General features: G+C 69.9%; 25 protein-coding genes and 1 pseudogene. 11 read left to right on the top strand and 15 right to left on the bottom strand.

Annotation, left to right across the window (positions count from 1 at the left end; all coding sequences use genetic code 11):
- Window positions 1-22: 22 nt before the first annotated feature.
- Window positions 23-1,399 carry a DNA repair protein RadA gene (radA, locus tag CEP50_RS16975; protein ID WP_106114932.1) on the bottom strand — a complete coding sequence of 459 codons (1,377 nt, stop codon included), beginning with the start codon at window positions 1,397-1,399 and terminating at the stop codon, window positions 23-25.
- Between the two features lie 79 nt (window positions 1,400-1,478).
- Window positions 1,479-2,189 (bottom strand): copper chaperone PCu(A)C, encoded by a 711-nt coding sequence (locus CEP50_RS16970; RefSeq protein ID WP_106114931.1) that lies wholly within the window; start codon window positions 2,187-2,189, stop codon window positions 1,479-1,481.
- A 265-nt stretch (window positions 2,190-2,454) separates the two neighbouring features.
- Here CEP50_RS16970 and CEP50_RS16965 point away from each other — a divergent pair, with 265 nt between their 5' ends.
- The 7 genes from CEP50_RS16965 to CEP50_RS16935 all read left to right on the top strand — a co-directional run bounded on the left by CEP50_RS16965 (window position 2,455) and on the right by CEP50_RS16935 (window position 9,042).
- Complete coding sequence (locus CEP50_RS16965) at window positions 2,455-2,943, top strand: CarD family transcriptional regulator (RefSeq protein ID WP_019855802.1); 489 nt, start codon at window positions 2,455-2,457, stop codon at window positions 2,941-2,943.
- Window positions 2,944-2,960: 17 nt separating this feature from the next.
- Entirely contained in the window at window positions 2,961-3,689 is a 729-nt protein-coding gene (gene ispD / locus CEP50_RS16960; RefSeq protein ID WP_106114930.1) for a 2-C-methyl-D-erythritol 4-phosphate cytidylyltransferase, read from the top strand.
- 78 nt (window positions 3,690-3,767) lie between these two features.
- Entirely contained in the window at window positions 3,768-4,253 is a 486-nt protein-coding gene (gene ispF / locus CEP50_RS16955; protein WP_106114929.1) for a 2-C-methyl-D-erythritol 2,4-cyclodiphosphate synthase, read from the top strand.
- 116 nt (window positions 4,254-4,369) lie between these two features.
- The gene (locus CEP50_RS16950) at window positions 4,370-5,059 is read left to right on the top strand and encodes an HAD family hydrolase (protein ID WP_106114928.1); all 690 of its coding nucleotides are present in this window, start codon (window positions 4,370-4,372) and stop codon (window positions 5,057-5,059) included.
- Window positions 5,060-5,105: 46 nt separating this feature from the next.
- Window positions 5,106-6,503, top strand: coding sequence for a cysteine--tRNA ligase (cysS, locus tag CEP50_RS16945; RefSeq protein ID WP_106114927.1), 1,398 nt, complete (start codon window positions 5,106-5,108; stop codon window positions 6,501-6,503).
- 6 nt (window positions 6,504-6,509) lie between these two features.
- The gene (gene rlmB, locus CEP50_RS16940; RefSeq protein ID WP_106114926.1) at window positions 6,510-7,466 is read left to right on the top strand and encodes a 23S rRNA (guanosine(2251)-2'-O)-methyltransferase RlmB; all 957 of its coding nucleotides are present in this window, start codon (window positions 6,510-6,512) and stop codon (window positions 7,464-7,466) included.
- A 142-nt stretch (window positions 7,467-7,608) separates the two neighbouring features.
- Window positions 7,609-9,042, top strand: a complete 1,434-nt coding sequence (locus CEP50_RS16935; RefSeq protein ID WP_106114925.1) for an MBOAT family O-acyltransferase — start codon at window positions 7,609-7,611, stop codon at window positions 9,040-9,042.
- 61 nt (window positions 9,043-9,103) lie between these two features.
- Here CEP50_RS16935 and CEP50_RS16930 read toward each other — a convergent pair whose 3' ends face one another.
- The 6 genes and pseudogenes from CEP50_RS16930 to CEP50_RS16915 form a co-directional block, all read right to left on the bottom strand.
- Window positions 9,104-9,610 (bottom strand): DUF3558 domain-containing protein, encoded by a 507-nt coding sequence (locus CEP50_RS16930; RefSeq protein WP_106114940.1) that lies wholly within the window; start codon window positions 9,608-9,610, stop codon window positions 9,104-9,106.
- A gap of 32 nt (window positions 9,611-9,642) precedes the next feature.
- Complete coding sequence (locus CEP50_RS20180; protein WP_181188434.1) at window positions 9,643-9,816, bottom strand: hypothetical protein; 174 nt, start codon at window positions 9,814-9,816, stop codon at window positions 9,643-9,645.
- A gap of 15 nt (window positions 9,817-9,831) precedes the next feature.
- A pseudogene (locus CEP50_RS16925) lies at window positions 9,832-10,011 on the bottom strand (DUF397 domain-containing protein).
- Between the two features lie 250 nt (window positions 10,012-10,261).
- Window positions 10,262-10,387, bottom strand: a complete 126-nt coding sequence (locus CEP50_RS20925; RefSeq protein WP_374957105.1) for a helix-turn-helix domain-containing protein — start codon at window positions 10,385-10,387, stop codon at window positions 10,262-10,264.
- Between the two features lie 49 nt (window positions 10,388-10,436).
- Window positions 10,437-10,958 carry a DUF3558 domain-containing protein gene (locus CEP50_RS16920; protein ID WP_258175371.1) on the bottom strand — a complete coding sequence of 174 codons (522 nt, stop codon included), beginning with the start codon at window positions 10,956-10,958 and terminating at the stop codon, window positions 10,437-10,439.
- Window positions 10,959-10,975: 17 nt separating this feature from the next.
- Complete coding sequence (locus tag CEP50_RS16915) at window positions 10,976-11,398, bottom strand: hypothetical protein (protein ID WP_106114924.1); 423 nt, start codon at window positions 11,396-11,398, stop codon at window positions 10,976-10,978.
- A gap of 358 nt (window positions 11,399-11,756) precedes the next feature.
- On the opposite strand from CEP50_RS16915, the gene CEP50_RS16910 reads away from it, so the two are divergent.
- Both CEP50_RS16910 and CEP50_RS16905 read left to right on the top strand, forming a co-directional pair.
- Window positions 11,757-12,923, top strand: a complete 1,167-nt coding sequence (locus tag CEP50_RS16910) for a DUF11 domain-containing protein (protein ID WP_181188432.1) — start codon at window positions 11,757-11,759, stop codon at window positions 12,921-12,923.
- Window positions 12,924-13,002: 79 nt separating this feature from the next.
- Window positions 13,003-14,334 (top strand): alginate O-acetyltransferase AlgX-related protein, encoded by a 1,332-nt coding sequence (locus CEP50_RS16905; protein ID WP_181188431.1) that lies wholly within the window; start codon window positions 13,003-13,005, stop codon window positions 14,332-14,334.
- Between the two features lie 87 nt (window positions 14,335-14,421).
- Here the strand turns inward: CEP50_RS16905 and CEP50_RS16900 are convergent, their stop codons facing one another.
- The 4 genes from CEP50_RS16900 to CEP50_RS16885 form a co-directional block, all read right to left on the bottom strand.
- Window positions 14,422-15,306 carry a metal ABC transporter permease gene (locus CEP50_RS16900; protein WP_106114922.1) on the bottom strand — a complete coding sequence of 295 codons (885 nt, stop codon included), beginning with the start codon at window positions 15,304-15,306 and terminating at the stop codon, window positions 14,422-14,424.
- Window positions 15,303-16,169, bottom strand: coding sequence for a metal ABC transporter ATP-binding protein (locus tag CEP50_RS16895; protein ID WP_106114937.1), 867 nt, complete (start codon window positions 16,167-16,169; stop codon window positions 15,303-15,305). Before CEP50_RS16895 ends, CEP50_RS16900 begins: the two co-directional genes overlap by 4 nt.
- A gap of 29 nt (window positions 16,170-16,198) precedes the next feature.
- On the bottom strand, window positions 16,199-17,203 hold the full coding sequence (locus tag CEP50_RS16890; protein ID WP_258175368.1) for a metal ABC transporter solute-binding protein, Zn/Mn family: 1,005 nt from the start codon (window positions 17,201-17,203) through the stop codon (window positions 16,199-16,201).
- 193 nt (window positions 17,204-17,396) lie between these two features.
- The gene (locus tag CEP50_RS16885; protein ID WP_106114920.1) at window positions 17,397-18,497 is read right to left on the bottom strand and encodes an ABC transporter ATP-binding protein; all 1,101 of its coding nucleotides are present in this window, start codon (window positions 18,495-18,497) and stop codon (window positions 17,397-17,399) included.
- Window positions 18,498-18,751: 254 nt separating this feature from the next.
- Here CEP50_RS16885 and CEP50_RS16880 point away from each other — a divergent pair, with 254 nt between their 5' ends.
- Entirely contained in the window at window positions 18,752-19,855 is a 1,104-nt protein-coding gene (locus CEP50_RS16880; protein WP_106114919.1) for a LacI family DNA-binding transcriptional regulator, read from the top strand.
- Between the two features lie 30 nt (window positions 19,856-19,885).
- Here CEP50_RS16880 and CEP50_RS16875 read toward each other — a convergent pair whose 3' ends face one another.
- Entirely contained in the window at window positions 19,886-21,508 is a 1,623-nt protein-coding gene (locus CEP50_RS16875) for an FUSC family protein (RefSeq protein WP_258175366.1), read from the bottom strand.
- Window positions 21,509-21,554: 46 nt separating this feature from the next.
- On the opposite strand from CEP50_RS16875, the gene CEP50_RS16870 reads away from it, so the two are divergent.
- Window positions 21,555-22,073, top strand: coding sequence for a MarR family winged helix-turn-helix transcriptional regulator (locus CEP50_RS16870; protein ID WP_106114917.1), 519 nt, complete (start codon window positions 21,555-21,557; stop codon window positions 22,071-22,073).
- A 45-nt stretch (window positions 22,074-22,118) separates the two neighbouring features.
- Here the strand turns inward: CEP50_RS16870 and CEP50_RS16865 are convergent, their stop codons facing one another.
- Entirely contained in the window at window positions 22,119-23,726 is a 1,608-nt protein-coding gene (locus CEP50_RS16865; RefSeq protein ID WP_106114916.1) for a polyamine aminopropyltransferase, read from the bottom strand.
- A gap of 40 nt (window positions 23,727-23,766) precedes the next feature.
- Window positions 23,767-24,192 (bottom strand): DUF350 domain-containing protein, encoded by a 426-nt coding sequence (locus CEP50_RS16860; protein WP_106114915.1) that lies wholly within the window; start codon window positions 24,190-24,192, stop codon window positions 23,767-23,769.
- Between the last annotated feature and the right edge of the window lie 284 nt (window positions 24,193-24,476).

Below are 24,476 nucleotides of genomic sequence, written 5' to 3'. Positions count from 1 at the left end.
CCCGTGCCACGGTCCCCGGAGGTCATCCGTTGCGCAGGGCGCGCAGTGCGGAGCGCAGCTCGGCGACCTCGGTGACCCGGATTCCCTCGGGAGCGGGTCCGCTGTCCGGGGGAACCAGGGCGTGTTCGAAGCCGAGCCGGGCCGCCTCGGCGAGCCTGCGTCCCACCGCGTTGACCCGTCGTATCTCCCCGGCGAGTCCCACCTCGCCCACGGCCACCGTCCCCGGTCGCAGCGGGACGTCGAGCTTGGCCGAGGCCACCGCCAGGGCCGTGGGCAGGTCCACGGCGGGTTCGGTGACCCGCACCCCGCCGACGGTGGCGGCGTAGACGTCGTGGTCACCTGTTCTGATGTTGCCCCGTTTGTCGAGCACCGCGAGCATCATGGACACCCGGGCGGAGTCCAGCCCGCTGACGGCGCGCCGCGGCATGTTCATCTGGGTGGGGCTCACCAGCGCCTGCACCTCGGCGAGCAGGGGACGTTTGCCCTCCACGACCACCGTGACGGCCGTGCCGGGCACCCGGGACTGTCGGTCGTTGACGAACAGGCCGGAGGGGTCGGGCACCTCGGCGATGCCGTCGTCCTCCTGCTCGAAGCAGCCGACCTCGTCGGCCGGGCCGAAGCGGTTCTTCACCCCGCGCAACATGCGCAGCGTCGAGTGCCGGTCCCCCTCGAACTGCAGCACCACGTCGACGAGGTGTTCCAGTGAGCGCGGCCCGGCGACCGCCCCCTCCTTGGTCACGTGCCCCACGAGCAGGACGGGAAGGCCACGTTCCTTGGCGAGGGTGACCAGGGCGGAGGTCACGGCCCGTACCTGAGTCACTCCGCCGGGTGTTCCCTCGGTGTCACCGGCCTGCACGGTCTGGACCGAGTCCACGATGAGCAGACCGGGTCGGAGCTGTTCCACCTGCTCGACCACGGCGGGCAGCTCGCTCTCGGCGCCCAGGTACAGCTCGGGGTGCAGTGAGTCGGTGCGTTCGGCCCGCAATCGGACCTGTCCGGCCGACTCCTCGCCGGTGACGTACAGCGACCGTCCGCCGGCGCCGCCGGCCGCCCAGCGGTGGGCCGTCTCCAGCAGCAGGGTGGACTTTCCCACACCCGGTTCGCCGGCCAGCAGCACGACGGCTCCCGGGACGATGCCACCACCGAGCACCCGGTCCAGCTCGCCGATACCGGTGGGGACCGCTCGGGCCGTGTCCAGGTCCACCTCGGCGATGGGCCTGGCCGGTGTCGTGGGGGAACCTCCGGCGGATCCGGACGATGTGGCCGGACGGAGGGAGGACTCCTCGAAGGTCCCCCACTGTCCACAGTCCGGACACTGCCCGATCCACTTGGTGACCGTGCGGCCACACTCGGTGCAGCGGTATCCGGTCCTGCCGCTTCGTGCGTTCTTGGTAGCCACGGCGGGAGGCTATCCCGTGTGACCGACGGAAGGACCGACGGTGCGCGCTGTGGGGAAGTTCACAGCAGCGAGAGCGGGGTCACTGCCCGTGGGAGTCGCCCTCGAGGTCGGCGTTCGGCTGTTCCGCGGGCTCCTCCCCCGTGTGGGAGTCGGAGCTCTCGGAGCCCGACTCGGAACCGTGTTCGGAGTCGGACCCGGAGCCGTGCTCGGCGTCCGAGTCGTGCGGGCTGCCGTGCTCGGGACGCTGCTCGGGGCTGCGACCGATCGGGACCTGCAGGGTGGTCGAGCCGGCGTTCTCGAAGGTGAACCGCACGGGGACGGTGGCCCCGGGGTAGATGTCCTGGGTCAGCCCGGTCAGCGTGATCCGGACCCGCTCGCGGTCGTCGTCGGAGGCCCGGACCGCGTTCGAGTCCTCCGAGGGCTCCACGGCGTAGAGCCGCCGCTGGCCGGGAATGGTCCTGGTTCCGGTGATCTCGACCGAGTCCGCGTAGCTGCTGCTGACCCGCACCAGTCGGTCCGAACGGGCGGACTCGTTGACCAGCACCGCGTCGACCGGGGCGGTCGAGCCCTTCTCGTAGACCGCGTCCTGACCGTCGGGGAACCCGAGGGTGGCGTCGCGGATCGCCATGCTCGTCGCGTTGCCGTTGGCCCCGTAGATGGCGGCGACCTGCTCGGCGGTCTCCGCCTGCTGGCCGGTGGCGCAGCCGGAGAGCGCGACGACGGTGCCGAGGCCGATGGCTGCGGGTACCAACCGCAGGCGAACTGCCTTGCTGTGCTGTGAGCGGCTCACGGGTGCAGCGTCCTTCCTGCTTGTCGGACAACCGGGTATGAGCCTAAACCGTTGTCGTGGACGATGTTGGTCGCACCCCTGGGCGCTGCCTACCACCAGGGGAGAGGGAGGTGCGTGGTGGTGGTCGAGCTCAGCTGCTTTGCATGAGGAAAGCCTCTTTGTCAACCCCCTGTTTGCCCGCTGACCTGCAACGAAGGGATCGAGCCCTTCGAAGTGGCGTTGCTGACCATGCTAGACTGGACACAGCGAAAGGGGCAGAGGACACATGGTTTTCAAGGTCGGAGAGACCGTCGTCTACCCGCATCACGGCGCAGCGCTGATTGAAGCAATCGAGACGCGTGTGATCAAGGGCGAGGAGAAACAGTACCTCGTGCTCAAGGTCGCACAGGGTGACCTGACCGTTCGGGTCCCCGCGGAGAACGCCGAGCACGTCGGCGTGCGGGACGTCGTCGGTCAGGAAGGTCTCGATCACGTCTTCGACGTGCTGCGTTCGGATCACACCGAGGAACCGACCAACTGGTCCCGTCGGTACAAGGCCAACCTGGAGAAACTCGCCTCGGGCGATGTGAACAAGGTGGCCGAAGTGGTGCGCGACCTCTGGCGACGCGAACAGGATCGCGGCTTGTCCGCGGGGGAGAAGCGTATGTTGACCAAGGCGCGGCAGATCCTGGTCAGCGAACTCGCGCTGGCCGAGGGCACCGACGAAGGCAAGGCCGAGAGTCTGCTGGACGAAGTGCTGGCGACGACGGTCTGACCGACGGTTCGAGCAGTGTGGACGTCGTAGCTCTGGTGCCGGCCGCCGGGCGGGGAACCCGTCTCGGTGCCGGTGTCCCCAAGGCCCTGGTTCCGGTGCTCGGGGAGTCCCTGCTGTCGCGGGCCGTGCGCGGACTGCGGGACTCGTCGAGCGTGCGTCACGTGATCGTGGCCGCTCCTGCCGAGCACCGTGACCGGATGGAGCGCGAGCTCGCCGGTGCGGGCAGCGGAGTACACGTCGTCGAGGGCGGCGCCGAGCGCACCGACTCGGTGCGGGCGGCGCTGGAGGCCTCCGAACGGATCGCCCCGTCGGCGGAGGCCGTGCTCGTGCACGACGCCGCCCGTGCTTTCACACCCCCCTCGGTGGTCCGCTCCGTGATCGCCGAACTGGCCGACGGTGCCTCCGCCGTGGTTCCGGTGCTGCCGGTGGCCGACACCGTCAAGCGCGTCGACGAGAACGGCACGGTGCTGGACACTGTCGATCGTTCGTGGCTGCGTGCGGTGCAGACCCCGCAGGGTTTCTCCCCGGACGTGCTGCGTGCCGCCTACGAGTCGGTGGGGGAGGTGGCCACCGACGACGCCGGTTTGGTCGAGCGTTCGGGCTGGCCGGTGCGCACCGTGGAGGGACACAGCCACGCCTTGAAGATCACGACCTCTTTCGACCTGGCGATCGCGGAGACGGTGTTGGCTCCGGCGTGGGCGGACTCCGATGTGTACGCGCGGAACACGGCCGGAAGCGGACGGTGAGCGGGCGCGCGGTCGCCGTGTGACGGTGCAGGTTTCCCCCGGACGGGTGTCGCGGGGGCGGGAACGGGTGAGTGTGCTGTGGGTGAACTTCCCCGGATCGGACAGGGTGTCGACGTGCACCCGATCGTGGAAGGCAGACCGTGCTGGATCGCGGGGCTCTTCTGGCCCGGCCTGCACGGCTGCTCCGGCCATTCCGACGGCGACGTGGCCGCGCACGCGGTGTGCGACGCGGTGCTCTCCGCGGCGGGACTCGGTGACCTCGGTGCCGTGTTCGGCACGGCGGACCGGCGCTGGGCCGACGCCCACGGTGTCGACTTCCTGGCCGGTGTGCGGGAGCTGCTGGACGAGCGGGGGTTTCGGGTCGGCAACGTCGCCGTGCAGGTGATCGGCGAGTTCCCCCGGGTGGGCAAGCGGCGCGGTGAGGCCGAGGAGGCTCTCGGGACGGCACTGGGGGCCGGTGTCTCCGTGTCCGGAACGACCACCGACGGGCTGGGGCTGACCGGCCGCGGCGAGGGCCTCGCCGCCGTGGCCACGGCGCTGGTGGTTCTCGACAGTCCGGTGTGAGCCGTCCGCGTTCCTGCGGGAACATGTGGAGCACGCCGTCCCGGTCGTGAACCGCCGCGGTGATGTTCGCCGCATCACGGGGGTGGAGGAGACCACTCGGCACGTACCGTGGATGCGTGACCGTGCGCGCAGTGCTTTTCGACTTCTCCGGCACGTTGTTCCGTCTGGAGCAGGACGAGTCCTGGCTCGAAGGACTCACCGACTCGGGGGGACGGCAGTGGGACCTGGAGGCCCAAGCGGAGCTGATGCGCCGCCTCACCGCCCCGGTCGGCAAGGTCGCCGAGCTGCCCGAGGAGTACCAGCGGGCCTGGGAGGAACGGGACCTGGATCCCGAGCTGCACCGCAAGGTCTACCTGGAGGTGCTGCGCAGTTCCGGGGTCACCGAACAGGAGCAGGCCGAGGCCCTCTACGCCCGGCTGGTGGATCCCGACTGCTGGACGCCCTACCCCGACACCGAGCCCGTGGTGCGGGGGCTGCACGAGGCCGGGATCCGCACCGGGGTCATCAGCAACATCGCCTTCGACATCCGCCCGGCCTTCGACCGGATCGGTGTCGGTGGGCTCTTCGACGCGGTGCTGATGTCCTACCTCGAAGGTGTGATCAAGCCCGATCCGAAGTTGTTCCTGCGGGCCTGCGAACGGCTAGGGGTGGCCCCGGAGGAGACCCTCATGATCGGGGACAGCGCGGAGGCCGACGGCGGCGCCACCGAGGTCGGTTGCGAGTTCGCCCTGGTCGAGCCGCTGCCCACCTCGGAACGACCGGACGCCCTGCTGCGGGCGGTCGCCGAGCACGGCGTGCGCTTGTGAGGACGGACCTGCAGCGGAGCGGGGAGCGCCCCGTACCATCGGCGGTGTGAGCCTGTACCTGCATGACACCGCGACCCGCAGCACCCGTGAGTTCCGGCCGCGCCGTCCCGGCGTGGCCTCGTTGTACCTGTGTGGGGCAACGGTTCAGGGGATGCCGCACGTGGGGCATGTGCGCAGCGGGCTCAACTTCGACGTGCTGCGCCGCTGGCTGACCCGTAACGGCTACGACGTGCGCCTGGTGCGCAACGTCACCGACATCGACGACAAGATCCTCGCCAGGGCCGCGGAGGCGGGACGTCCCTGGTGGGAGTGGGCGGCTACCCACGAGCGGGCGTTCGAGAGCGCCTACGACCGGCTCGGCTGCCTGCCCCCCTCGGCGACGCCGCGGGCCACCGGCCACATCACCCAGATGATCGAACTGGTCGAGCGGCTCGTGGAGCGCGGCCACGCCTACGCGGCCGAGGACGGGGACGTCTACTTCTCGGTGCCCTCCTACGCCGAGCACTACGGCAGGCTCTCCGGGCAGCGCCCCGAGGAGATGCAGCTGAGCGAGGACACCGCCGGCACGGGCAAGCGCGACCCCCGGGACTTCACGCTGTGGAAGGCGGCCAAGCCCGGGGAGCCGAGCTGGCCGAGCCCGTGGGGACCGGGGCGGCCGGGGTGGCACCTGGAGTGCTCGGCGATGTCCACCCACTACCTGGGCAGCGAGTTCGACATCCACGGCGGCGGGCTGGACCTGGTCTTCCCGCACCACGAGAACGAGCTGGCGCAGTCCAACGCCGCCGGGGACGGCTTCGCCGCCTACTGGCTGCACAACGCCTGGGTCACCGCCGCGGGCGAGAAGATGTCCAAGTCGCTGGGCAACACGCTGGAGATCTCGGCGCTGCTGCGCCGGGTCCGCCCCGTGGAACTGCGCTACTACCTGGTGGTTCCGCACTACCGCTCCACGGTGGAGTTCTCGGACGAGGGACTGGACGAGGCCGTGGCCACCTTCGGCCGGATGGAGTCCTTCCTGCACCGGGTGGTGCAGCGCACCGGCAACGTCTCCCCCGGGGGGGTGCACGCCGAGTTCACGGAGGCGATGAACGACGACCTGGGCACCCCCCAGGCCATCGCCGTGGTTCACAACGCGATCCGCGAGGGCAACGCCGCGTTGGACTCCGGCGACGACGAGAGCGCCCGTTCCGCCGCGGCCGGGGTGCGGGCGATGCTGGACGTTTTCGGGCTGGACCCGCTGGCGGAGAACTGGGTCGCCGACAGCGGCAGGTCCGACGCCGCCTACAACGCGTTGTCCGGGTTGGTCGAGGGCCTTCTCCAGCAGCGCAGCGAGGCCAGGGCCCAGCGGGACTTCGCCACCGCGGACGCGGTGCGGGACCGGTTGCAGGCGTGCGGAATCGCCGTCGAGGACACCCCCGACGGGCCGATGTGGACTTTGAAGGACTGATAGCTCGTGGCGGGTAACGACAAGCGCAGAGGCGCGGTACGCAAGTCAGGCACCAAGAAGGGCATGGTCGTCGGATCGGGTGGCCAGCGGCGCAAGGCGCTGCGGGGCAAGGGGCCGACCCCCAAGGCGGAACACCGCTACGACCACCCGGCCAAGCGCAAGGCCGACGCTCGGAAGAAGGCCCAGCAGGAACGGGAGGAGAAACGCCGGGCCGCCGAGGCCAACGGTGAGCTGGTGGCCGGGCGCAACCCGGTGCTGGAGTGCGTCCGCGCCGGGGTGCCGATCAGCGCGTTGTACGCCGCCCACGGGATCGACGCCGACGAGCGGGTGACCGAGGCGGTGCGGCTCGCCGCCGACCAGGGGATCTCCGTGGTCGAGGTGCCGCGTGTCGAGCTGGACCGGATGACCTCGAACGCGGTTCACCAGGGACTCGCCCTGCGGATCCCGCCCTACGAGTACTCCGAGCCCGCCGACCTGCTCACCGCCGCGCGTGACTCGGGGCTTCCCCCGCTGCTGGTCGCGCTGGACGGGGTGACCGATCCGCGCAACCTCGGCGCGATCGTGCGTTCGGCAGCCGCGTTCGGCGCGCACGGTGTGGTGGTGCCGCAGCGCCGCAGTGCGGCGATGAGCGCGGTCGCCTGGCGAGCCAGCGCGGGCACGGCCGCCAACATCCGGGTGGCCCGGGCTACCAACCTGAACCGCACGCTGCGGAGTTTCCAGTCCGAGGGGCTGATGACCGTGGGACTGGACGCCGACGCCGACGTGACCTCCGACGAGCTGGAACTGGCCACCGAGCCGCTCGTGGTCGTGGTGGGCTCCGAGGGGCGTGGACTGTCCAGACTGACCAGGCAGCACTGTGACCAGACGGTGTCGATTCCCATGTCCGCCGGGGTGGAGTCGTTGAACGCCTCGGTGGCCGCGGGCGTGGTGCTGGCCGAGGTCGCACGCCGGCGCAGACTGTGACACCTCGGTCCGTGTTCCGGGTGTGGAACGGATCTCACCGCCGGATTCGGATGTGAGCCCCCGGGCCGGGGTGGGGTCGGTTAGGGTTTCGCGGACAGCAACGTGGTAGTCCTCGCTTCCGCACTGACCCGTCCGGACACCGATGTCGTTCGCAACCCCGCTCTTCCTGTGGTACTTCCTGCCCGCGACCCTGGGCTGTCTGCTGCTGGCGCCGCGTTCCGCGCGGAACGCGGTGGTGGCCGTGGCCAGCCTGGTGTTCTACGCCAGCGGGGCGGGAGGCACCACGGCGCTGCTGCTGTGCTGCATCGTGGTGAACTTCCTCGCGGGAAGGCGGCTGGAGCCCGACGAGTGGGGGTTCGACCGGACCCGCAGGCGGTACCTGCTCGGCGGGGTGGTCGCGGTCAACCTGGCCGTGCTGGGGGTGTGGAAGTACGCGGGTTTCGCCTCCGAGCAGGCGGCGGTGTTGGCGGACTGGTTCGGCGGCCACCTGCCCACCTTCGAGGTCGTGCTGCCGATCGGGATCTCCTTCTACACCTTCCACCACATCTCCTATGTGGTGGACGTCTACCGGGGGGAGCGCCCAGCCCTGCGCGACCCGGTGGCCTTCGTCGCCTACATCGCGATGTTCCCGCAGCTCGTGGCGGGGCCGATCGTGCGCTACCGCGAGATCGCCGACCAGCTTCCCCAACGGCGCACCCACCGGCTGGACGACATCGCCGCCGGGTTCCCGCGTTTCGCCTGGGGGCTGAGCAAGAAGGTGATCGTGGCCGACAGTCTCGCCCCGGTCTCCGACGCGGCGTTCTCCACGTCCGCGGACGACATGACCTCCGCGATCGCCTGGGTCGGTGCGGTCGCCTACACGGTGCAGCTGTACTTCGACTTCTCGGGTTACTCGGACATGGCGATCGGCCTGGGCAGGATGCTCGGTTTCCGTCTTCCCGAGAACTTCGCCCGCCCCTACTCCTCGGTGACCGTGACCGAGTTCTGGCAGCGGTGGCACATGTCCCTGTCGCGGTGGTTCCGGGACTACGTCTACATCCCGCTGGGGGGCAACCGGAAGGGGACCGTGCGCACCTACCGGAACCTGGCGATCGTGTTCGTGTTGACCGGATTCTGGCACGGCGCGGCGTGGACCTACCTGGTGTGGGGGGTGTTCCACGGGGCTCTGCTGGTGATCGAACGGGCCGCCGGACTGGACCGGCGGCCGGCGGGAGTGAACGCGCGGATCGCGCGGCGGGCCGGGACTCTGGTGCTCGTGCTCGTGGGGTGGGTGTTCTTCCGCGCGCCCGATCTGGGCAGTGCCGTGGTGATGCTCGGGCACATGTTCGTCCCCGACGTGGCGGGGCTGAACGCGGTGGTGGAGGCGGCGCTCACCAACCAGCGCACGGTGATCCTGCTCGCCGCGTTGGCGGTGGTGCTGCTGCCCGCCGGAGCGGGCACCGGCACCTATCTGGAGGCGGCGCGGAGCCGGGCGGCCACCGGCGCCAGGGTGGGGGTCATGACCGTGGGAGTGTGCTACGCGGGGCTGCTGGTCGCCAGCGGCTCGTTCAGCCCCTTCCTCTACTACCAATTCTGACCAAAGTGGACATATTGCCGGGGCGGGCGGGGCACGTGAACACCGGTACCGGAGCTGTCCCTTAGGAGGGCTCCGGAACCTTCGGTTCGACCTTTTTCGCGATCTTCAGCGCCTCGGCGCACTCGTCGACGTCGTCGGGCAGGCGGGGTTCGCTGACCTGGACCTGGATCATGCCGTTGCCGGCGTCGAACATGACCTCGCAGATCCGTGCCTGCGTCGAGCCTTTGGTGATCGCCGTAGCAGCAGCGCGGTCATGCACTGTGGTGCGTTCGAATGTGGCCCACGTGTCCTTCTGCTCCGCAGAAGCCACCGTTTCACGTGTGTTCGTGACCAGACTCAATCTGACAGGGTCACCCTTGTAGCTACATCCTGAAGTCCAAGGCAACGTACTCTTGGACTTACCCGGTATCTTTAACCCGAAGGATTTCAGTTCGGTTTCCGACAACACCGTGCACGGGTCCACGCTCGCCAAGCTGTTCTCGGAGGAGGTGGGGCTGCTCGTCTCCGGCGAGTTCTCGGTGCCCCCGCTCGGGGAACACGCGGTGGCCCCGGTCAAGGCCGCGCCCATCAGCACGGCCAGCGCCGAGTTCCTCCACCCGTTCACTGCTGGACCCCCTTGCCCAGGTCGGTACTGATCTGTTCGTCGGTGGCCTGGTAGTTCTTCTTGGCCTGCCGGAACAGCTCCGCACGCTCACCTCTCGCACACGTGGATGTGCCTCCCCGTCGCACTCTAGCGAGTTCGGCACCGAGCGTCGGGCACACCGACAGAACCACGCTGTGACCGTCCCCTCAGCCGCGCAGCCCGCGTAGGAACGCCGTCCACTCCCGTGCGCCCACACGGACCACCGGCCCGGCCGGCTCCTTGGAGTCCCGCACCAGTATCTGTTAGTTGGCGAAGGCCACCTCGACACACTTGCCGTTGCCGTCGCTGTAGCTGCCCTTCCTCCACCCCGGGTGAGCCAACTCCATGATCGTCCTTCGTCCGTCGTGCATGAGTGATTTGATCAGGAGGGTTGATTCATGGGCGGGCAGAGCCGACTCCCGCAGGTTCTCGGATGCCGAGATGTCTCTCCGTCTCCGAGGTTGGAACCATAAAGTGACCACACCGGACCATGTTTCCCACCAGGCTCTGTGCTCCTCGTGCGCGGCCAGTCGCGTCCGTCGCTCCACATCCGTCTCCGGAGCTCCGCGGGTTCGAGCAGGGTGGACACATCCGAGGCTAGTGGGCGGTTCGTCCGTTTTCCACATGGTTGCTCTTGCCGGTGATGCAGTCGAGCTGTTCCGCGGCGGAAACGGCGGGCAACCCTGCTGCTTCCCGGTAGTGTCGTAGCTCTGTTCCCAGCAACTACCCTTGCCCGGCGTGTGGCCACACGCCGGGCGAACCTCCAACGCCTCTATACCGGCTCCGGGACCTTCGGTTCGACCTTCTTCGCGATCTTCAGCGCTTCGGCGCACTCGTCGACGGTGTAAGGGGGGCGAGATTCAGTGGCGCGCACTTGAATCATGCCCTCCCCTGCGTCGAACATCGCATCACAGGTTTCTGCTTGGGTTGCTCCCTTGGTCACCGCTGTGGCAGCAGCACGCCCATTCACTGTGGTGCGTTCGAATGTGGCCCACGTGTCCTTCTGCTCCGCAGAAGCCACCGTTTCACGTGTGTTCTTGACCAATCTTAATCCAATAGGATCACCAAGATAGTCACATCCTGGAGTCCACGGCAGTGGCTCCGCAGGAGAGCCTGGACTTTTCAGGCCGAAGGATTTCAGTTCGGTTTCCGACAACACCGTGCACGGGTCCACGCTCGCCAAGCTGTTCTCGGAGGAGGTGGGGCTGCTCGTCTCCGGCGAGTTCTCGGTGCCCCCGCTCGGGGAACACGCGGTGGCCCCGGTCAAGGCCGCGCCCATCAGCACGGCCAGCACCGAGTTCCTCCACCCGTTCACTGCTGGACCCCCTTGCCCAGGTCGGTACTGATCTGTTCGTCGGTGGCCTGGTAGTTCTTCTTGGCCTGCCGGAACAGCTCCGCCTTGCGCCGCAACTCATCACGAAACTGCCGCAGCAGATCCGCCGCACCGGTGGAACCGTTGCTGGCCTTCTGCCCGAACTTGGCCGCCAACTGCCGACCCGACGGGTAGTCACCCAAACCAGGAACCTGTTGAAGTCCAGTGGCGGTCCGGATCAATTTGTCCACTTTGTCGGCCTTTTCCTCATAGACGGCTGCCGCCTTGTCGGCGGCGTCGGGCTTCATGCTCAGCCCGCCCGCGTCGATCTGCTGCCGGATCCAGGTGTTCTCCTCCCGGATGGCTCCCAAGGCCGCACTCGCCTCGGAAAATCCGGAATCCTGGCCACCCACCGTCGTCATCACGCTCACCTCTCGCACACGTGGATGTGCCTCCCCGTCGCACTCTAGCGAGTTCGGCACCGAGCGTCCGGCACACCGACAGAACCACGCTGTGACCGTCCCCTCGGCCGCTCGCCCGCGCGGGAACGCCGTCCACTCCCGTGCGTCCACACACACCACCGGCCCGGCCGGATCGCCGGGGCGGTGAGTGGGAACGGGGACCTCCCCGCGGAAAGGGCGCTTTCCGTCTCCCGTGGCCTTGTGCCTCACTTGGTCGGGTGAATTTGCCCGTCGCTGTCGGACGCTCGGGTGCGTCGTTGCCGTGGTGGGAACCGGGCTGCTCCGAGAATCGGACCCGTCGGGCGGCACCGTGTGCCGTGTGGACTTCTCCCCGGGAGGTGGAAGCATTCCTTCGCGCCGGTGTTGTCGCGGAATTCCGCTCGCCTTCGGGACACTGCTCGCCGGAACGGCCTCGGCAGCCGCGCTGTCGGCGACGGTTCCCCAGGACGGGGGAGGCGGCCTGCTGCCGAGCGCACGGGCGCAGACCTCCGGACTCGTGGTGGAGAAGTCCGTCGACCCCGACCCGATCACGATCGGCGAGCAGGCCTTCTACGTCGTGACGGTGAGCAACCCCGGTGATCGGGACGCCGAGGACGTCACCCTCACCGACGAGGTCGACCCGCGCCTCGACGTCGGCGAACCGGGTCCGGAGTGTTCCGTCACCGGGCGAACGGTCACCTGCGGGGGAGAGGGGCTCACGGTTCCCGCAGGTGAGTCGGTGCGGTTCCGGATTCCGGTGACCCCCGACTCCGGTCTGGCGGACGGGACCAACGTGGTCAATCACGCCGAGGTCACCTCCTCCACACCGGGGATCCCGGGGGACTCGACGCAGCTGGTCAGCCAGACCCGCACCCTGTCCGACGTCGAGATCCGCAAGGACGGGCCGGCCACGGTGCGTCCCGACGGGGCGGTCACCTACACGATCACGGTGGTCAACCACGGTCCTTCCGACGCCGTGGACGTCACGGTGCAGGATCCCACCGACGGCCGGTTGACCACGGTCACGGAGCTGCCCGCCGAGTGCCCCCCGAGCGGGCTGACGATCACCTGCCCCCTGGGCACACTGGAGGCGGGCGAGAGCCGGGAGTTCACCGTCACCCTCCGAGCCGACCCGGGCCTGGCCGACGGTACCGAGATCCCGAACTGCGCCACCGTGTACACGGGAACACGTCAGTCCGACACCTCCAACGACCGTTCCTGCGTGAGCACCGACGTCGTCACGGACACCCCCACCACGACACCGGAACCGACCACGACACCGGAACCGACACCCACCGACTCGACCGGCGGGCCGACGACCGGTTCCGTGGCACCGCCCCCCTCGGAGTCCGTCGTTCCGTCACCACCGGGACGCACCGAGGCCCCGGAGGAGCTGGCCGTGACCGGCGACTCCCATCGGGGGACGGCGGTCCTGAGCGTGATCGGTGCTGCCCTGGTTGCTCTGGGAACCGTCAGTCTCCTCGTGGCGCGCCGTCGCGCGCGCTGATCCACCGCGGAGAGCGAACCCCGATCCCGTCGTGCCGGACTCGATCACGGCGGGCCGGGGACTTCGCTACCGTAGGGCCGTGTCCGGAAAGCAGCTTGGCACCGCCGAGAGGGTCGACGGGGATCGGGGAAGCCCCGAGTCCACCGAGCTTCCCCCCGTGCACGAGGCCTGGTTGCCCCGGGAGCATCCCCTGCACCGTCCGCGACACGGCGCGAAGCAGTACACCGCCCTGGTGTGCGCGGTGCTGTTCTTCGCCGCGCCGCTGCTGGCCTGGACCCTCGGCGCCAGGGCGAAGCCGGTGGAGAACCGCGCGTTGACCCCCTTCCCGAGCGTCACCGAAGGCTGGGGTTTCTTCACCGGCCTGGACGGCTGGGCCAGGGACCACCTCGTGTTCCGCTCCCAGGCGGTGGCCTCCATGGAGGCGCTGAGCCAGGGGGTCTTCGGCGAGTCCGCCCCGCACGACTCGGGATCCGGTGCTCCTCCCGTCGGCGGCGGAGGGAAGGAACAACCGGAGGAGACCACCCCCAACCCCGAGGTGTTCCCCGACGTGATCCACGGCGAGGACGGCTGGCTCTACCTCGGCCACGACGTCTCCTACAAGTGCCTGCCGGAGATGAGGCTGGAGAGGATCATCGAGGGGCTGCGGCGCTGGCGCTCGGTGGTGGAGGCCTCCGGCCGGGAGTTCCGGCTGGTCGTCGCCCCGGACAAGTCCACCGTGCACCCGGAGCACATGCCGGAGGACTTCGTCGGTGAGGAATGCATGCGCGAGTTGCGCTCCCGCTTCTGGGAAAGGCTGCCCGAGGCCACCGGGGCCATCGACATGCGCGGCCCGCTGCGGGAGCTCGCCGAGCGGCGGGACAGCCCGGTCTACACCAAACTCGACACGCACTGGCGGCACGCGGGCGGACTGGAGATGACCCGCCGGATCGCCGAGTCGCTGCGTCCCGGCATCAGCGACTCCTGGCGCGTCGAGCGGGGACGCACCTATCCGCACCGTGCCGACATCGCCGGTCTGCTCGGTCGGGACGAGCAGTGGACCGTCCAGTCGTACTCGCTGGCCCCCGACGGCGGGGCGGACAACACCAGGTTCGTGGGCAGCGACTTCCACGAGTCGCTGCACACGGAGTCGGCGCCGCGTCCCGGGATGGTCACCGAACCCACCAGGATGATCGCGGACTCCTTCACCCAGTTCGCCAGCCCCTACCTCGCGGCCACGTTCTCGGACCTGACGATCTCCCATGCGGAGAACGTGCGCGAGGACCCCCAGCGGGTGGGGGAGATGCTCGCCGAGGGCGAGGTGGTGGTGTTCGAGTTCTCCGAGCGCTTCCTGGCCGGAGGGCGCTACTCGATGCTCTCCCCGGAGATGGCCGAGGAGGTGGGCGGAATCCTGGCCGAACACCCCGTGCGGTGAGCACGGCCGCTCGGCCCGTGCCTCGGGGCGCCGGACGCCGACCCTGTGCCGTTCGGTCACCCCGGCAGAGTCGTTCCACGTGGAGGTTCAGGCCGTCGCCGCCGCGCTTCCCCTGGTCAGCCTGTTGATCCGCATTCCGCCGATCCAGCGGCACAGCAGGTAGATCCCGAAGGAGATCGCCGTGACGAAGGCGCTGACCGGCACTCCGGGGGCCAGTGACAGCAGGATCCCCCCGAGGGCGGCGGTCTCGGCGAAGACCACCGAGAGCACCGTGGCCTTCAGCGGGCTGGCGGTCACCCGGATGGCGGCGGCCCCGGGGGTGACCATGAGCGCCATCACCAGCAGCGCCCCCACCACGTGCACACCGAGTGCGGTGGCCGTGCCCACCAGCAGGGAGAACACGGGGGTGAGGACGCCGAGGGGCACCCCCCGGGCGGCGGCGACCTCGGGGTCGACGCTGGCGAACAGCAGCGGCCGGTACAACAGCGCGGTGATCACCAGTACCACCAGCGCGGCGACGCCGAGCAGGGTGACGTCGGCCGAGCTCACCCCCACGATCTGGCCGACCAGCAGGGTGAACTTGTTCGCCGTGCGTTCGGGGTTCATCCACAGCAGCAGCACTCCCACGCCGAGTCCGAAGGAGAGCACGGCCCCGATGACCGAGTCGCGTTCGTTGTCGCGCTGGCCGAGCAGGCCGAGCAGCAGGGCGGCGAGGACCGCCCCGCCCAGCGCCCCGAGGGTGACGCTGAAACCGACGAGCAGCGCGGCGGCGGCACCGGTGAAGGCGAGTTCGGCCGTGCCGTGCACCGCGAAGGACATGCGGCGGGTGACCACCAGTGGGGCCAGCACCCCGGAGACCAGGCCGAGCGCCGCAGCGGCGAGCAACGCCTGCTGCACGAAGGGGTAGCCGAGCAGCTCGCCGGTGAGGCCGAGGTCGAACATCCTGCTCAGCGCGTCCGCCAGGCGGTTCATGTCCACCCTCCTTCGTGCACGTGGTGCTGCTGTTCCGCCTCGGCTCCGGCGACGACGAGCTTCCCGCCGACGCGGGCGACCTCGACCTCGGTTCCGTACAGCTCGGACAGGGTCTCCGAGTTCATCACCTCGTCCGGGGTTCCGACGCGGAACCGGCCGTCCACGAGGTAGAGCACCCGGTCGACCACGGGCAGCACGGGGTTGATCTCGTGGGTCACGAACAGCACGGAGGCCCCGGTCCGTCGGGCCTGGCGGGCGATGAGTCCGCTGACCCGGTGCTGGTAGGAGGGATCCAGCGACAGCAGCGGCTCGTCGCACAGCAGCACGCGGGGGTCGGACACCAGTGCCTGGGCGACCCTCAGCCGTTGCTGTTCCCCGCCGGAGAGCAGCCCGAGCGGGGTCTTCGCGTAGTCGGTGGCGTCCACCGAGCGCAGCGCGTCGTGCACCCGTTCGGCCCTCTCCCGGCGTCCCCGCAGCCCGGTTCCCCAGCGGTGTCCGTCCAGTCCGAGGCCGACGAGGTCACTGCCCCGCAGGGTGAGGCTGTCCTGCAGGGAACGCTGTTGGGGGATGTAGCCGATCCGTTCGTTGCCGCGGTGGGCCGGTTCACCGGCGATGTGGACGCTGCCCTCGGTCAGTGGGGTGGTGCCCAGCAGCACCCGCAGCAGGCTCGTCTTGCCCGATCCGTTGGGTCCCAGCACGGCAAGGAACTCCCCGGGGGCCACGTCCAGGTCCAGGTCCCGCCAGAGCACGCGCTGCCCGTAGGACAGCCGTGCTCCGCGCAGTCTCACGGCGGGCGGTGACTCGGAGGCCTCGGCGACCTCCTCGCTCGGTGGGTTCTTCCGGGTTCTGAGGTGGGAAAGCACGGCTTCTTCCTGGGGCTCGGAAGCGATGGTCACTGGTTCGGGGACTCGTCCAGGGCGCGTTCCAGCGCGGAGACCCGGCCCGAGATCCATTGGGTGTAGTTCTGCCCCTCGGGGAGGGTTTCGGGCATCTCCACCACGGGGATGCCGTTGTTCTCGGCGCGGGTGCGGATCCGTTCGGTCAGCGACGAGGCGGTCTGCGGGTTGTGGACCAGCACCGCCGGGCGCTGCGAGTCCACGAGGTCCTGCATCTCGGCGACGGTGGCCGCGGCGGGGTCGTTTCCGGACTCCACGGAGCGCACGAACGACCTGGGGGTGACGTCGTCCAGCCCGGCCCGGTCCAGCAGCAGGTCGGCGATGGGGGCGGTGGTGAGCACCTCGGTGCCGCCGTGGCGCTGTTCGATGCCGTCGATGCGTTGTTCGACCTCGTCGAGGCGGGCGCCGAGGTCGGCGGCGGCCCGGTCGAACTCGGCGGAGTGCTGCGGGCGCAGCTGTCCGAGGTGTTCGGAGATCCGTTCGGCGACCTGTTGGACCGAGCTCGGCTCGTACCAGACGTGCTCGTTGCCGGAGTGTTCGTGGCCGTGCTCGTGGTGGCCGGATTCGGCGTGGTTCTCGGCGGTGTCGTGGTCGTGCCCGTGCTGGTCCCGCTCCCGCGTGGCGCTGAACGCCTCCACGCTGGGGGGTGCTTCGGTGTCGCCGGACAGGATCTGGGCGACGAAGGAGTCGTAGCCGCCGCCGTTGTAGACGACCAGGTCGGCCCGGTCGATGCGGGCCGCGTCCCGGGGGGTGCTCTCGTAGGAGTGCGGGTCGGCCTCGTTGTCGCCGATGATCGCCTCCACCTCGGCCCGGTCTCCGGCCACGGCTTCGGCGACGCTGGCCCACATGTCGGTGGAGGCGACGACGTCGAGTTTGCCGTTGGTGTCTCCGCCGCCGCTTCCGCAGGAGGTGAGTACCAGGGTGGTGGTCAGTCCGAGCAGCAGCGCGGGCACTCCGCGCCGGGGGCCACCGCCGACGATGCGACTACGTAACGTGTTCACGAGGACTCCTGGCCTGTGGCGTGTCATGCGATCCCGACCGCTAATGGAAATCATTGTCAATTGGAGTCTACGCGTTGTCGCTGATCGACTGCCACCGTGTCCCCTCTTCGGATGACAGTGATGCTCCTGACGTCGCGGAAGGGATCACCCGCTTCCGGCGGGACGTGGACGAGCGCCCCGCCGGAGTCCCCGCTCACACGGTGAGCCTGTCCCCGGTGCGCGGGTGGAACAGGTGCAGCTCCTCGGGGTCGCGGGTGCTCACGAACACCCGCTCTCCCAGGGCGGGAGGACGGCGTCCGTCGGTGCGGATGACCAGTCGCTGTGCGTTCGCCTCGTTGTCCGGCCTGGCGTGTACCAGCGCGTCGGCCCCCAGCTCCTCGACCAGCTCGACGATCAGCGAGACCCCCTCTCGCTCGGAGCTCTCCAGCCGCAGCGCCTCGGGACGCAGGCCCAGGGTCACCTCGTCGAGCCCCTGGGCGGAGGCGGTGGACAGCCTCGTGCGGGGCAGCGGGATCGTGTGCCCCTCGAAGAGCACCCCCTCGGGGGTGAGGCGCGTGGTCCTCAGGTTCATCGCCGGCGAGCCGATGAACCCGGCCACGAAGGAGTTGGCCGGACGTTCGTACAGCTCACGTGGGGTGTCCACCTGCTGCAACTCGCCGTCGGCGAGCACCGCGACCCGGTGGCCCATGGTCATCGCCTCCACCTGGTCGTGGGTCACGTAGAGCGTGGTGGTGCCCAGGCGACGTTGCAGACCGGCGATGTTGGCCCTGGTCTCCACGCGCAGTTTCGCGTCCAGGTTGGACAACGGCTCGTCCATGAGGAACACGCTCGGATCGCGCACGATGGCCCGCCCCATCGCCACGCGCTGACGTTGTCCCCCGGACAGCTCCCTGGGCTTGCGGTCGAGGTACCGCCTCAGGTCGAGCATGTCGGCGGCCTGCTCGACCTGCTGGCGGATGGTGCTCCTGGGAAACTTGCGCAGCTTCAGCGCGAACCCCATGTTCTCCGCCACGGTCATGTGGGGGTAGAGCGCGTAGGACTGGAACACCATGGCGATGTCCCGTGACTTGGGTGGTACGGAGGTGACGTCACGTCCCCCGATGTGAATGGCTCCCTCGTCGGTGTCCTCCAAGCCCGCGACCATGCGCAGGGCGGTGGATTTTCCCGATCCGGAGGGGCCGACGAGCACGAGGAACTCGCCGTCGGCGATCTCCAGATTCAGCCCGTTCACGGCCCGCACCGGCGGGGATCCGGGAAAAACACGGGAGGCGTCGGTGTAGGCGACCTCGGCCATGTGTGACACACCTTTCATCGCAGGATTGGTCTGGACAAATTAACCCAGTCGTGCGCCCCCGTCACCCCCTGTCACGAGGGAAATCGCGGAAATGTGGCACCCTTTCCCCACACGGATCCGATCCGGAAACACGGGACGTGTCGAGGCGTGCTTTTCGCGTTCCGAATGCCGCCGTGCACGAATCCGGTGACATGTGATCTGGATCCGAGTTCGGAAAACTTCACCTGGGCGTACTGAACCGTTACGGTTCCCGCATGGTGCGGTCTACGAACTCGAGGCGACCCGCGACGTTGGCCTCCCTCGCCGCGGAACTCGGCGTTTCGCGGACAACGGTGTCCAACGCCTACAACCGTCCCGACCAGCTGTCCCCGGAACTGCGCAAGCGCGTGCTGGACACCGCCCGCAGACTCGGCTACCCCGGCCCCGACCCGGTGGCCCGTTCCCTGAGAACCCGCAAGGCCGGGGCCGTGGGACTGCTGCTGACCGAGAACCTCTCCTACGCGTTCCGTGACCCCGCCGCCGTCGGCTTCCTCGAAGGACTCGCCCTGGCCTGCGAGGACGCCGGGCACGGGCTGCTGCTGATACCGGCCAACCCGGAACACGAGGACGTGGCCGCCGTGCACAGCGCCGGGGTGGACGGGTTCGTGGTCTACTCGGTCCCCGACGACGACCCGCACCTGGCCGCCGTGATGGAACGTCCCGTGCCCGCCGTGATCTGCGACCAGCCCAACCTCTCCGAGGTCGACCGGGTCGGCATCGACGACGGTGCGGCGATCAAGGGACTGGCCAGACACCTCATCGAACTGGGGCACCGCAAGATCGGGGTGATCTGCATGAGGCTGGCCCGCACGCGCAACGACGGCCCCGCCTCCTCCGAACGGCAGGCGAACGCGCACTTCCACGTGCAGCGGGCGCGCCTGGCCGCGCTCTCCGAGGCCTTCGCCGAGGTGGGGGTCGACTGGGAACAGGTCCCGGTGATCGAACGTTTCGACCACACCCCGGAGTCCGGAGGTTCGGCCGCGGCGCAACTGATGGAGACGGACCCGGAGATCACCGCCGTCATGTGCACCTCGGACATCCTGGCGCTGGGGGCGTTGTCGGAGGTGCGGCGCCAGGGACGTCGGGTGCCGCAGGATCTCACCATCACCGGTTTCGACGGCATCGACGACGCCGAACGCGTCGGGCTGACCACCGTGCGCCAACCGGTGATGGAGAAGGGGCGGGCCGCCGGTCGGCTGCTGCTCGACGCCGGTGAGTCCACCGGCAGGCCCCGGGAGGTCGTGCTGGACACCCAGCTGGTTCCCGGCTCCACGGCGGGGGCGCCGCGTTCGGTCGAGGAACGCTGGTTCGGTCCGTGACCCGGTGCGCCCGCGTGCTCGCCCGGTCGTTCACCCGGCCGTCTCCCGGGGGCGGGGGCTCGGATAGTCCCGCTCGTCGAGCAGCCGGTAGGCCCGACGGGAGACCCTGAGCAGTTCCTCCGTGGGGAGGTGCTCGTCCGGGACCTCCCCCGCCGCCGTGTCGTAGGCGTCGTGCAGCTCCACCAGCGCCTGACGCAGCTGCTGCCTCGGGGCCGCCCCGCCCAGTTCCACCAACCGCCTCACCCGGTCGAGCGCGTCCCGCACCCGAACCAGCCACGCCCGGTGCGGAGCGAGCCGGGCCACCAGCACGGCCACGGCCGCCCCCAGCAGGGTCGTCCACAGCCTGCTCGCGGCGAGCTCCTCCGGCGGGGCCGAGCTCATCATCCCCCCGACCAGCAGCGCCACCGGGGTCACGAACAGCAGCCCGAACGCGTAGTTGATCGTCACGGTCATCTCCGCCGCCCACTGCAACGCCGCCAGCAGCAGGATGATCACCCACACCCGGGGGTGCAGGGACAGCAGGAGCATCCCGAGCACCACCCCGCCGAGCGTGCCCGCCACGCGTTGCAGCATCCGGGGGACCGACCGTGACGTGCTGGTCGCCTGGAGCACCGACACGGCCGAGACCGCGGCCCAGTAGGTGTGCCCGAGGCCGAGCAGCTGGGCCGCCACCCCCGAGATCAGCGCCGCGGTTCCCACCCGGGCCGCGAACGGCAACAGCCAGGTGCCCGTCCCCCGGCGGGGGCGGGCCGTGGCGAGCAGCACCTCGCGCACGGCCCACCACCGTGACGGGGGAGGACCGGGCCCCAGCGGCCGGTCCGGGCGGGCGTATCCCGGGGGGTGCAGGGGCTGACCGGTGCGGACCCGCTCGGCCGTGGCACGCAGGGACCACACGGTGGCGCGGGCCACCCGCGAGGCCCCCAGCAGCACCTCGCAGACCTCCACGGCCCGCACCAGCTCCCGGTACTCGGTGCTCTCCCGCCGTCGTGCGCTCACCAGGGGCAGTCGTGTGCGGGCGTTCTCGATGGCGACGGCGGCCCGGTGCCTGCCGTCCAGGTCCGGGTTCGCCAGGTGCGCGGCGGTGGCCTCCAGTGCGGCGGCCACGGCTCGGCGCTGCGGGCGCAGCCCGGCCAGCACCGCACCGAGGGAGCACACCCCCCAGGCGAAGGCACCGCTGAGCGCACAGACGGTCAGGTGGGCGGGCAGCTCGTCGGGGGAGAGGGACAGGTTCGCGCAGGCCCCGGTGGCGAAGGCGAAGATCAGCCCGCCGGGCGCGCCCACCCGGGCCGCCGTGGTGGCCGCCGTGGCCACCGCGCCGACCACGGCGGTGCCCACCACGGCCACCAGCTGTTGCCGCCCCGAAGGCAGGCCCCACAGGGCGATGAGGTCCCCGAGGGCCACGGCCACCACCATGCCCGCCGCCACCACGGCGAGGGAGCGGATCTGGTGGCGGGAGGGCTCACTGCGGCAGTACACACTGGTCAGTCCCCCGAACACCGCTCCGGCGACCAGGTCCATCCGGTCGAGCTGGAACAGCGTCGCCAGCGGCAGCAGCACCGACAGAAAGGATCTCAGCGCGGGCCAGAAGATCGGCCCGTTGCGGTTCAGACGAAGCGTCTCCCCCAAATGACGTGCGAGTATGGCCGAAGACACATTTTCACATAATACACAGTTATTTCACTAGTGAAATGAGAGTGCCATGACTCGTTCTCCCGATCCGATCGAGACAGCGCGGGCACAGTGGCAGCGGATCCACCCGGAGCTGGACACCTCCACCCTCGACGTGGTGGGACGCGTGCTGCGGGCGGCGGCCGTGCTGCGACAACGGCTGGACGCGACACTGCTCGACGAGGGGGTGAACCGCTCGGAGTTCGACCTGCTCTGCGCCCTGCGGCGCAACGCCGAACCGGTGACCCCGGGCAGGCTGAACAGCCTCATGCTGGCCTCCGGCGCCGCGACCACCAAACGGATCCAGCAGCTCGCCGAACGCGGACTGCTCGAACGCGTCCCCGACGAGCACGACAGGCGCAGTGCCCGCGTCGGACTCACCGAACAGGGGAGGCGACTGATCGACCGTGCCTTCGCCCGGAACCTGGAGGCCGAACGCGGAGTGCTCTCCCCACTGGGAAACCGGCAGCGCACGGCGATAGCCCGGGGGCTGGCCGAGCTGTTGCGCTCCCTGGAGGGCACCTCCGGCTCCGCGCTCACCGGACGGTGAACCGCCCACCGGAGGCGCGCCGCGGCCACGACAGGACGGGACTCCCTAGTAGTTCCGCCAGGCTCCCCGCTCGTACTCGATGATCCGCGGGTGCATCAGCGTGGACGGCTCCACCGCGGCGAGCCTGTCCCGGTCCGGGGGGAAGACCCCGGCGGCCCGCAGGCTCGGCCCGTCCAGGGTCCGCAGCGGCGGGCTCCGGCGGGGCAGCCGCAGCGAGGGCGCGGTCTCCCCGGCGGTGCCCAGGTGGAACCCCCACGGCCCGAAACTGGGGATCGAGCGGGAATAGGGGACGGTGGCCAGCCCCGCGTCCCGCATCGACGCCTCGATGCACCAGTAGGCCTCCGTGGCGAAGTACGGGGAGCCCGCCTGGACGTTCACCCGTCCTCGTTCGTCCAGGGTCCGCCGCACCAGGGAGTAGAACTCGGTGGAGTAGAGCTTGGCCGTCTCGGTGGAGTCCGGGTCCGGCATGTCCACCAGCACCACGTCGAAACGCCTCCGGTTGTCCCGCAGCCAGCTGAAGGCGTCGGCGGAGACCGTGTGCACGCGGGGGTCGTCGAAGGCGTGGTGGTTCAGCGTGGTCAGGCGCGGGTCCTCGCTGCCGAGCCGCAGCACCGTGGGGTCGAGCTCGACCAGGGTCACCTCGTCGACGTCGGGGTAGCGCAGCACCTCGCGCAGCGCGAGCCCGTCCCCGCCGCCGAGGATCAGCACGTTCGTGTGGTCACCGACCATGGCCGGGTGCACCAGCGCCTCGTGGTAGCGGTGTTCGTCGACCGAGCTGAACTGCAGGTCGCCGTTCAGGTACAGCCGCGTGTCCGTGTTGCCGCTCAACGAGCGCGACCGGGTCAGCACGACCTCCTGGTACTCGGTGCGTTCGGCGAAGACCACCGGATCGTCGTACAGCGCCTGGCGCGCCGTCGTCTCGAACCGGTCGGACCAGGCGAACGCCCCGCCGAGCGCCAGGCCGACCAGCAGCGAACAGACCGTCAGCAGCGCGACCGGGCGTCTGCCCAGTTCCCGCCGGTAGACGGTGAGCACCAGCCCCAGTCCCGCCGCCGCGTTGAGCATCCCCACCACCAGGGCGCCCTTGATCTGCCCCAGCAGGGGAAGCAGCAGGAACGGGAAGGCCAGTCCTCCCACCAGCGCGCCCACGTAGTCGGCCGCGAACATGTCGGCCACGGCCGAGCCGGCCTCCTGGCGTCTGATGCGTTGCAGCAGCACCATGAGCAGCGGGATCTCCGCGCCGATCAGCACGCCCAGGGTCAGCGAGGTGGCCACCAGCATCGGCGTGTACAGGCTCAGCCAGGCGAAGGCCGCGTACAGCCCGAGCACGCTCAGCCCCCCCAGCAGCGCCAACACCAGCTCCACGGTCACGAACGCCGTGGCCGCCCACCGCTGCAACGGTTTGGCCAGCAGCGCCCCCACCCCCATGGCGAACACCATCAGGGAGAGCACCACGGAGGCCTGGCCCACGCTGTTGCCGATCAGATAACTGCCGAGGGCGACGAGGGCGAGCTCGTAGACCAGCCCGCAGGCCGAGCACACGAACACCGCCAGCAGCACCGCGAAACGGGCCGGTCCGGGGCGGGGCGTGGGTCCGGTCCCGGCGGTCGTCGAGGTCCGTTCGGGGTCGAGCTGGTCGGTTTCCGTGCTCATGGGATCGGTTCCGGTTCGGGGACGCGGGTCGGCGGTGTGGTCACCAGATCGCCGCTGCGATGATCGTCGCGATCACCACGTGTGCGGCGGCCGAGACCCAGATGCCCGGGTGCATGGTCTCGGTGGAGAGCTCCTCGCCGAGCTTGCCCGGGGTGAAGGCGTCGATCACCAGGAAGGACAGCCCCATGAGGATCAGCCCGAGCAGCCCGTAGGCCAGCGTGCCGAGCAACCCGTATGCCAGGTCGTCGGAACTGGCGGCGATGGCCGTGGTGAGGATGATGCCCACGCCGAGCAGCCCGGACACCAGCAGGATCGCCGCGTTGCCGTTGCGGCGCACCCAGATCAGGTCCCGCAGTTTGGCCGGTGTGGCGAGGTCGATGAGCACGTATCCGAGGGCCATGAGAACCGCGCCGACCACGCCGTAGGCGACGGCCGCGGACAGTCCGAAGAGCAGTTGCTGGAACACCGGTTGTGCCTTTCGGTTCGGGAGGGAAGCGGGTTGCCGGTCGTTGCTGTACCGGCCCCGTGCCGTCGGTCGGGAACCGGACGGTCACCGGGGACCGGGAGGCGGTTGCGGAGGCCCCGGGGGCCGGTGCCACTGCTGCCCCGGCCCCTGCGTGGGAGGGACAGCTCCCGGAGGGGGTTGGTACCCCGGTGGAGGCGGCCCCTGCGGCGGAGGGGGAGCTCCCGGAGGGGGTTGGTACCCCGGCGGAGGCGGCCCCTGGGGAGGAGCCTGACCGGGTGGGGGAC

This window comes from Actinopolyspora mortivallis (assembly GCF_003001495.1).
In the GTDB taxonomy this organism is placed as follows: Bacteria; Actinomycetota; Actinomycetes; order Mycobacteriales; family Pseudonocardiaceae; genus Actinopolyspora; species Actinopolyspora mortivallis_A.
This window is presented reverse-complemented; position numbering and strand designations above follow the sequence as displayed.

Bases quoted from the DNA above. Each gene is read 5' to 3' on its own strand.
- CEP50_RS16965 (WP_019855802.1), top strand. From the start codon at position 2,455: ATGGTTTTCAAGGTCGGAGAGACCGTCGTCTACCCGCATCACGGCGCA.
- CEP50_RS16935 (WP_106114925.1), top strand. From the start codon at position 7,609: ATGTCGTTCGCAACCCCGCTCTTCCTGTGGTACTTCCTGCCCGCGACC.
- CEP50_RS16930 (WP_106114940.1), bottom strand. From the start codon at position 9,610: ATGGGCGCGGCCTTGACCGGGGCCACCGCGTGTTCCCCGAGCGGGGGC.
- CEP50_RS16915 (WP_106114924.1), bottom strand. From the start codon at position 11,398: ATGACGACGGTGGGTGGCCAGGATTCCGGATTTTCCGAGGCGAGTGCG.
- CEP50_RS16900 (WP_106114922.1), bottom strand. From the start codon at position 15,306: ATGAACCGCCTGGCGGACGCGCTGAGCAGGATGTTCGACCTCGGCCTC.
- CEP50_RS16885 (WP_106114920.1), bottom strand. From the start codon at position 18,497: ATGGCCGAGGTCGCCTACACCGACGCCTCCCGTGTTTTTCCCGGATCC.
- CEP50_RS16880 (WP_106114919.1), top strand. From the start codon at position 18,752: ATGGTGCGGTCTACGAACTCGAGGCGACCCGCGACGTTGGCCTCCCTC.
- CEP50_RS16870 (WP_106114917.1), top strand. From the start codon at position 21,555: ATGACTCGTTCTCCCGATCCGATCGAGACAGCGCGGGCACAGTGGCAG.
- CEP50_RS16865 (WP_106114916.1), bottom strand. From the start codon at position 23,726: ATGAGCACGGAAACCGACCAGCTCGACCCCGAACGGACCTCGACGACC.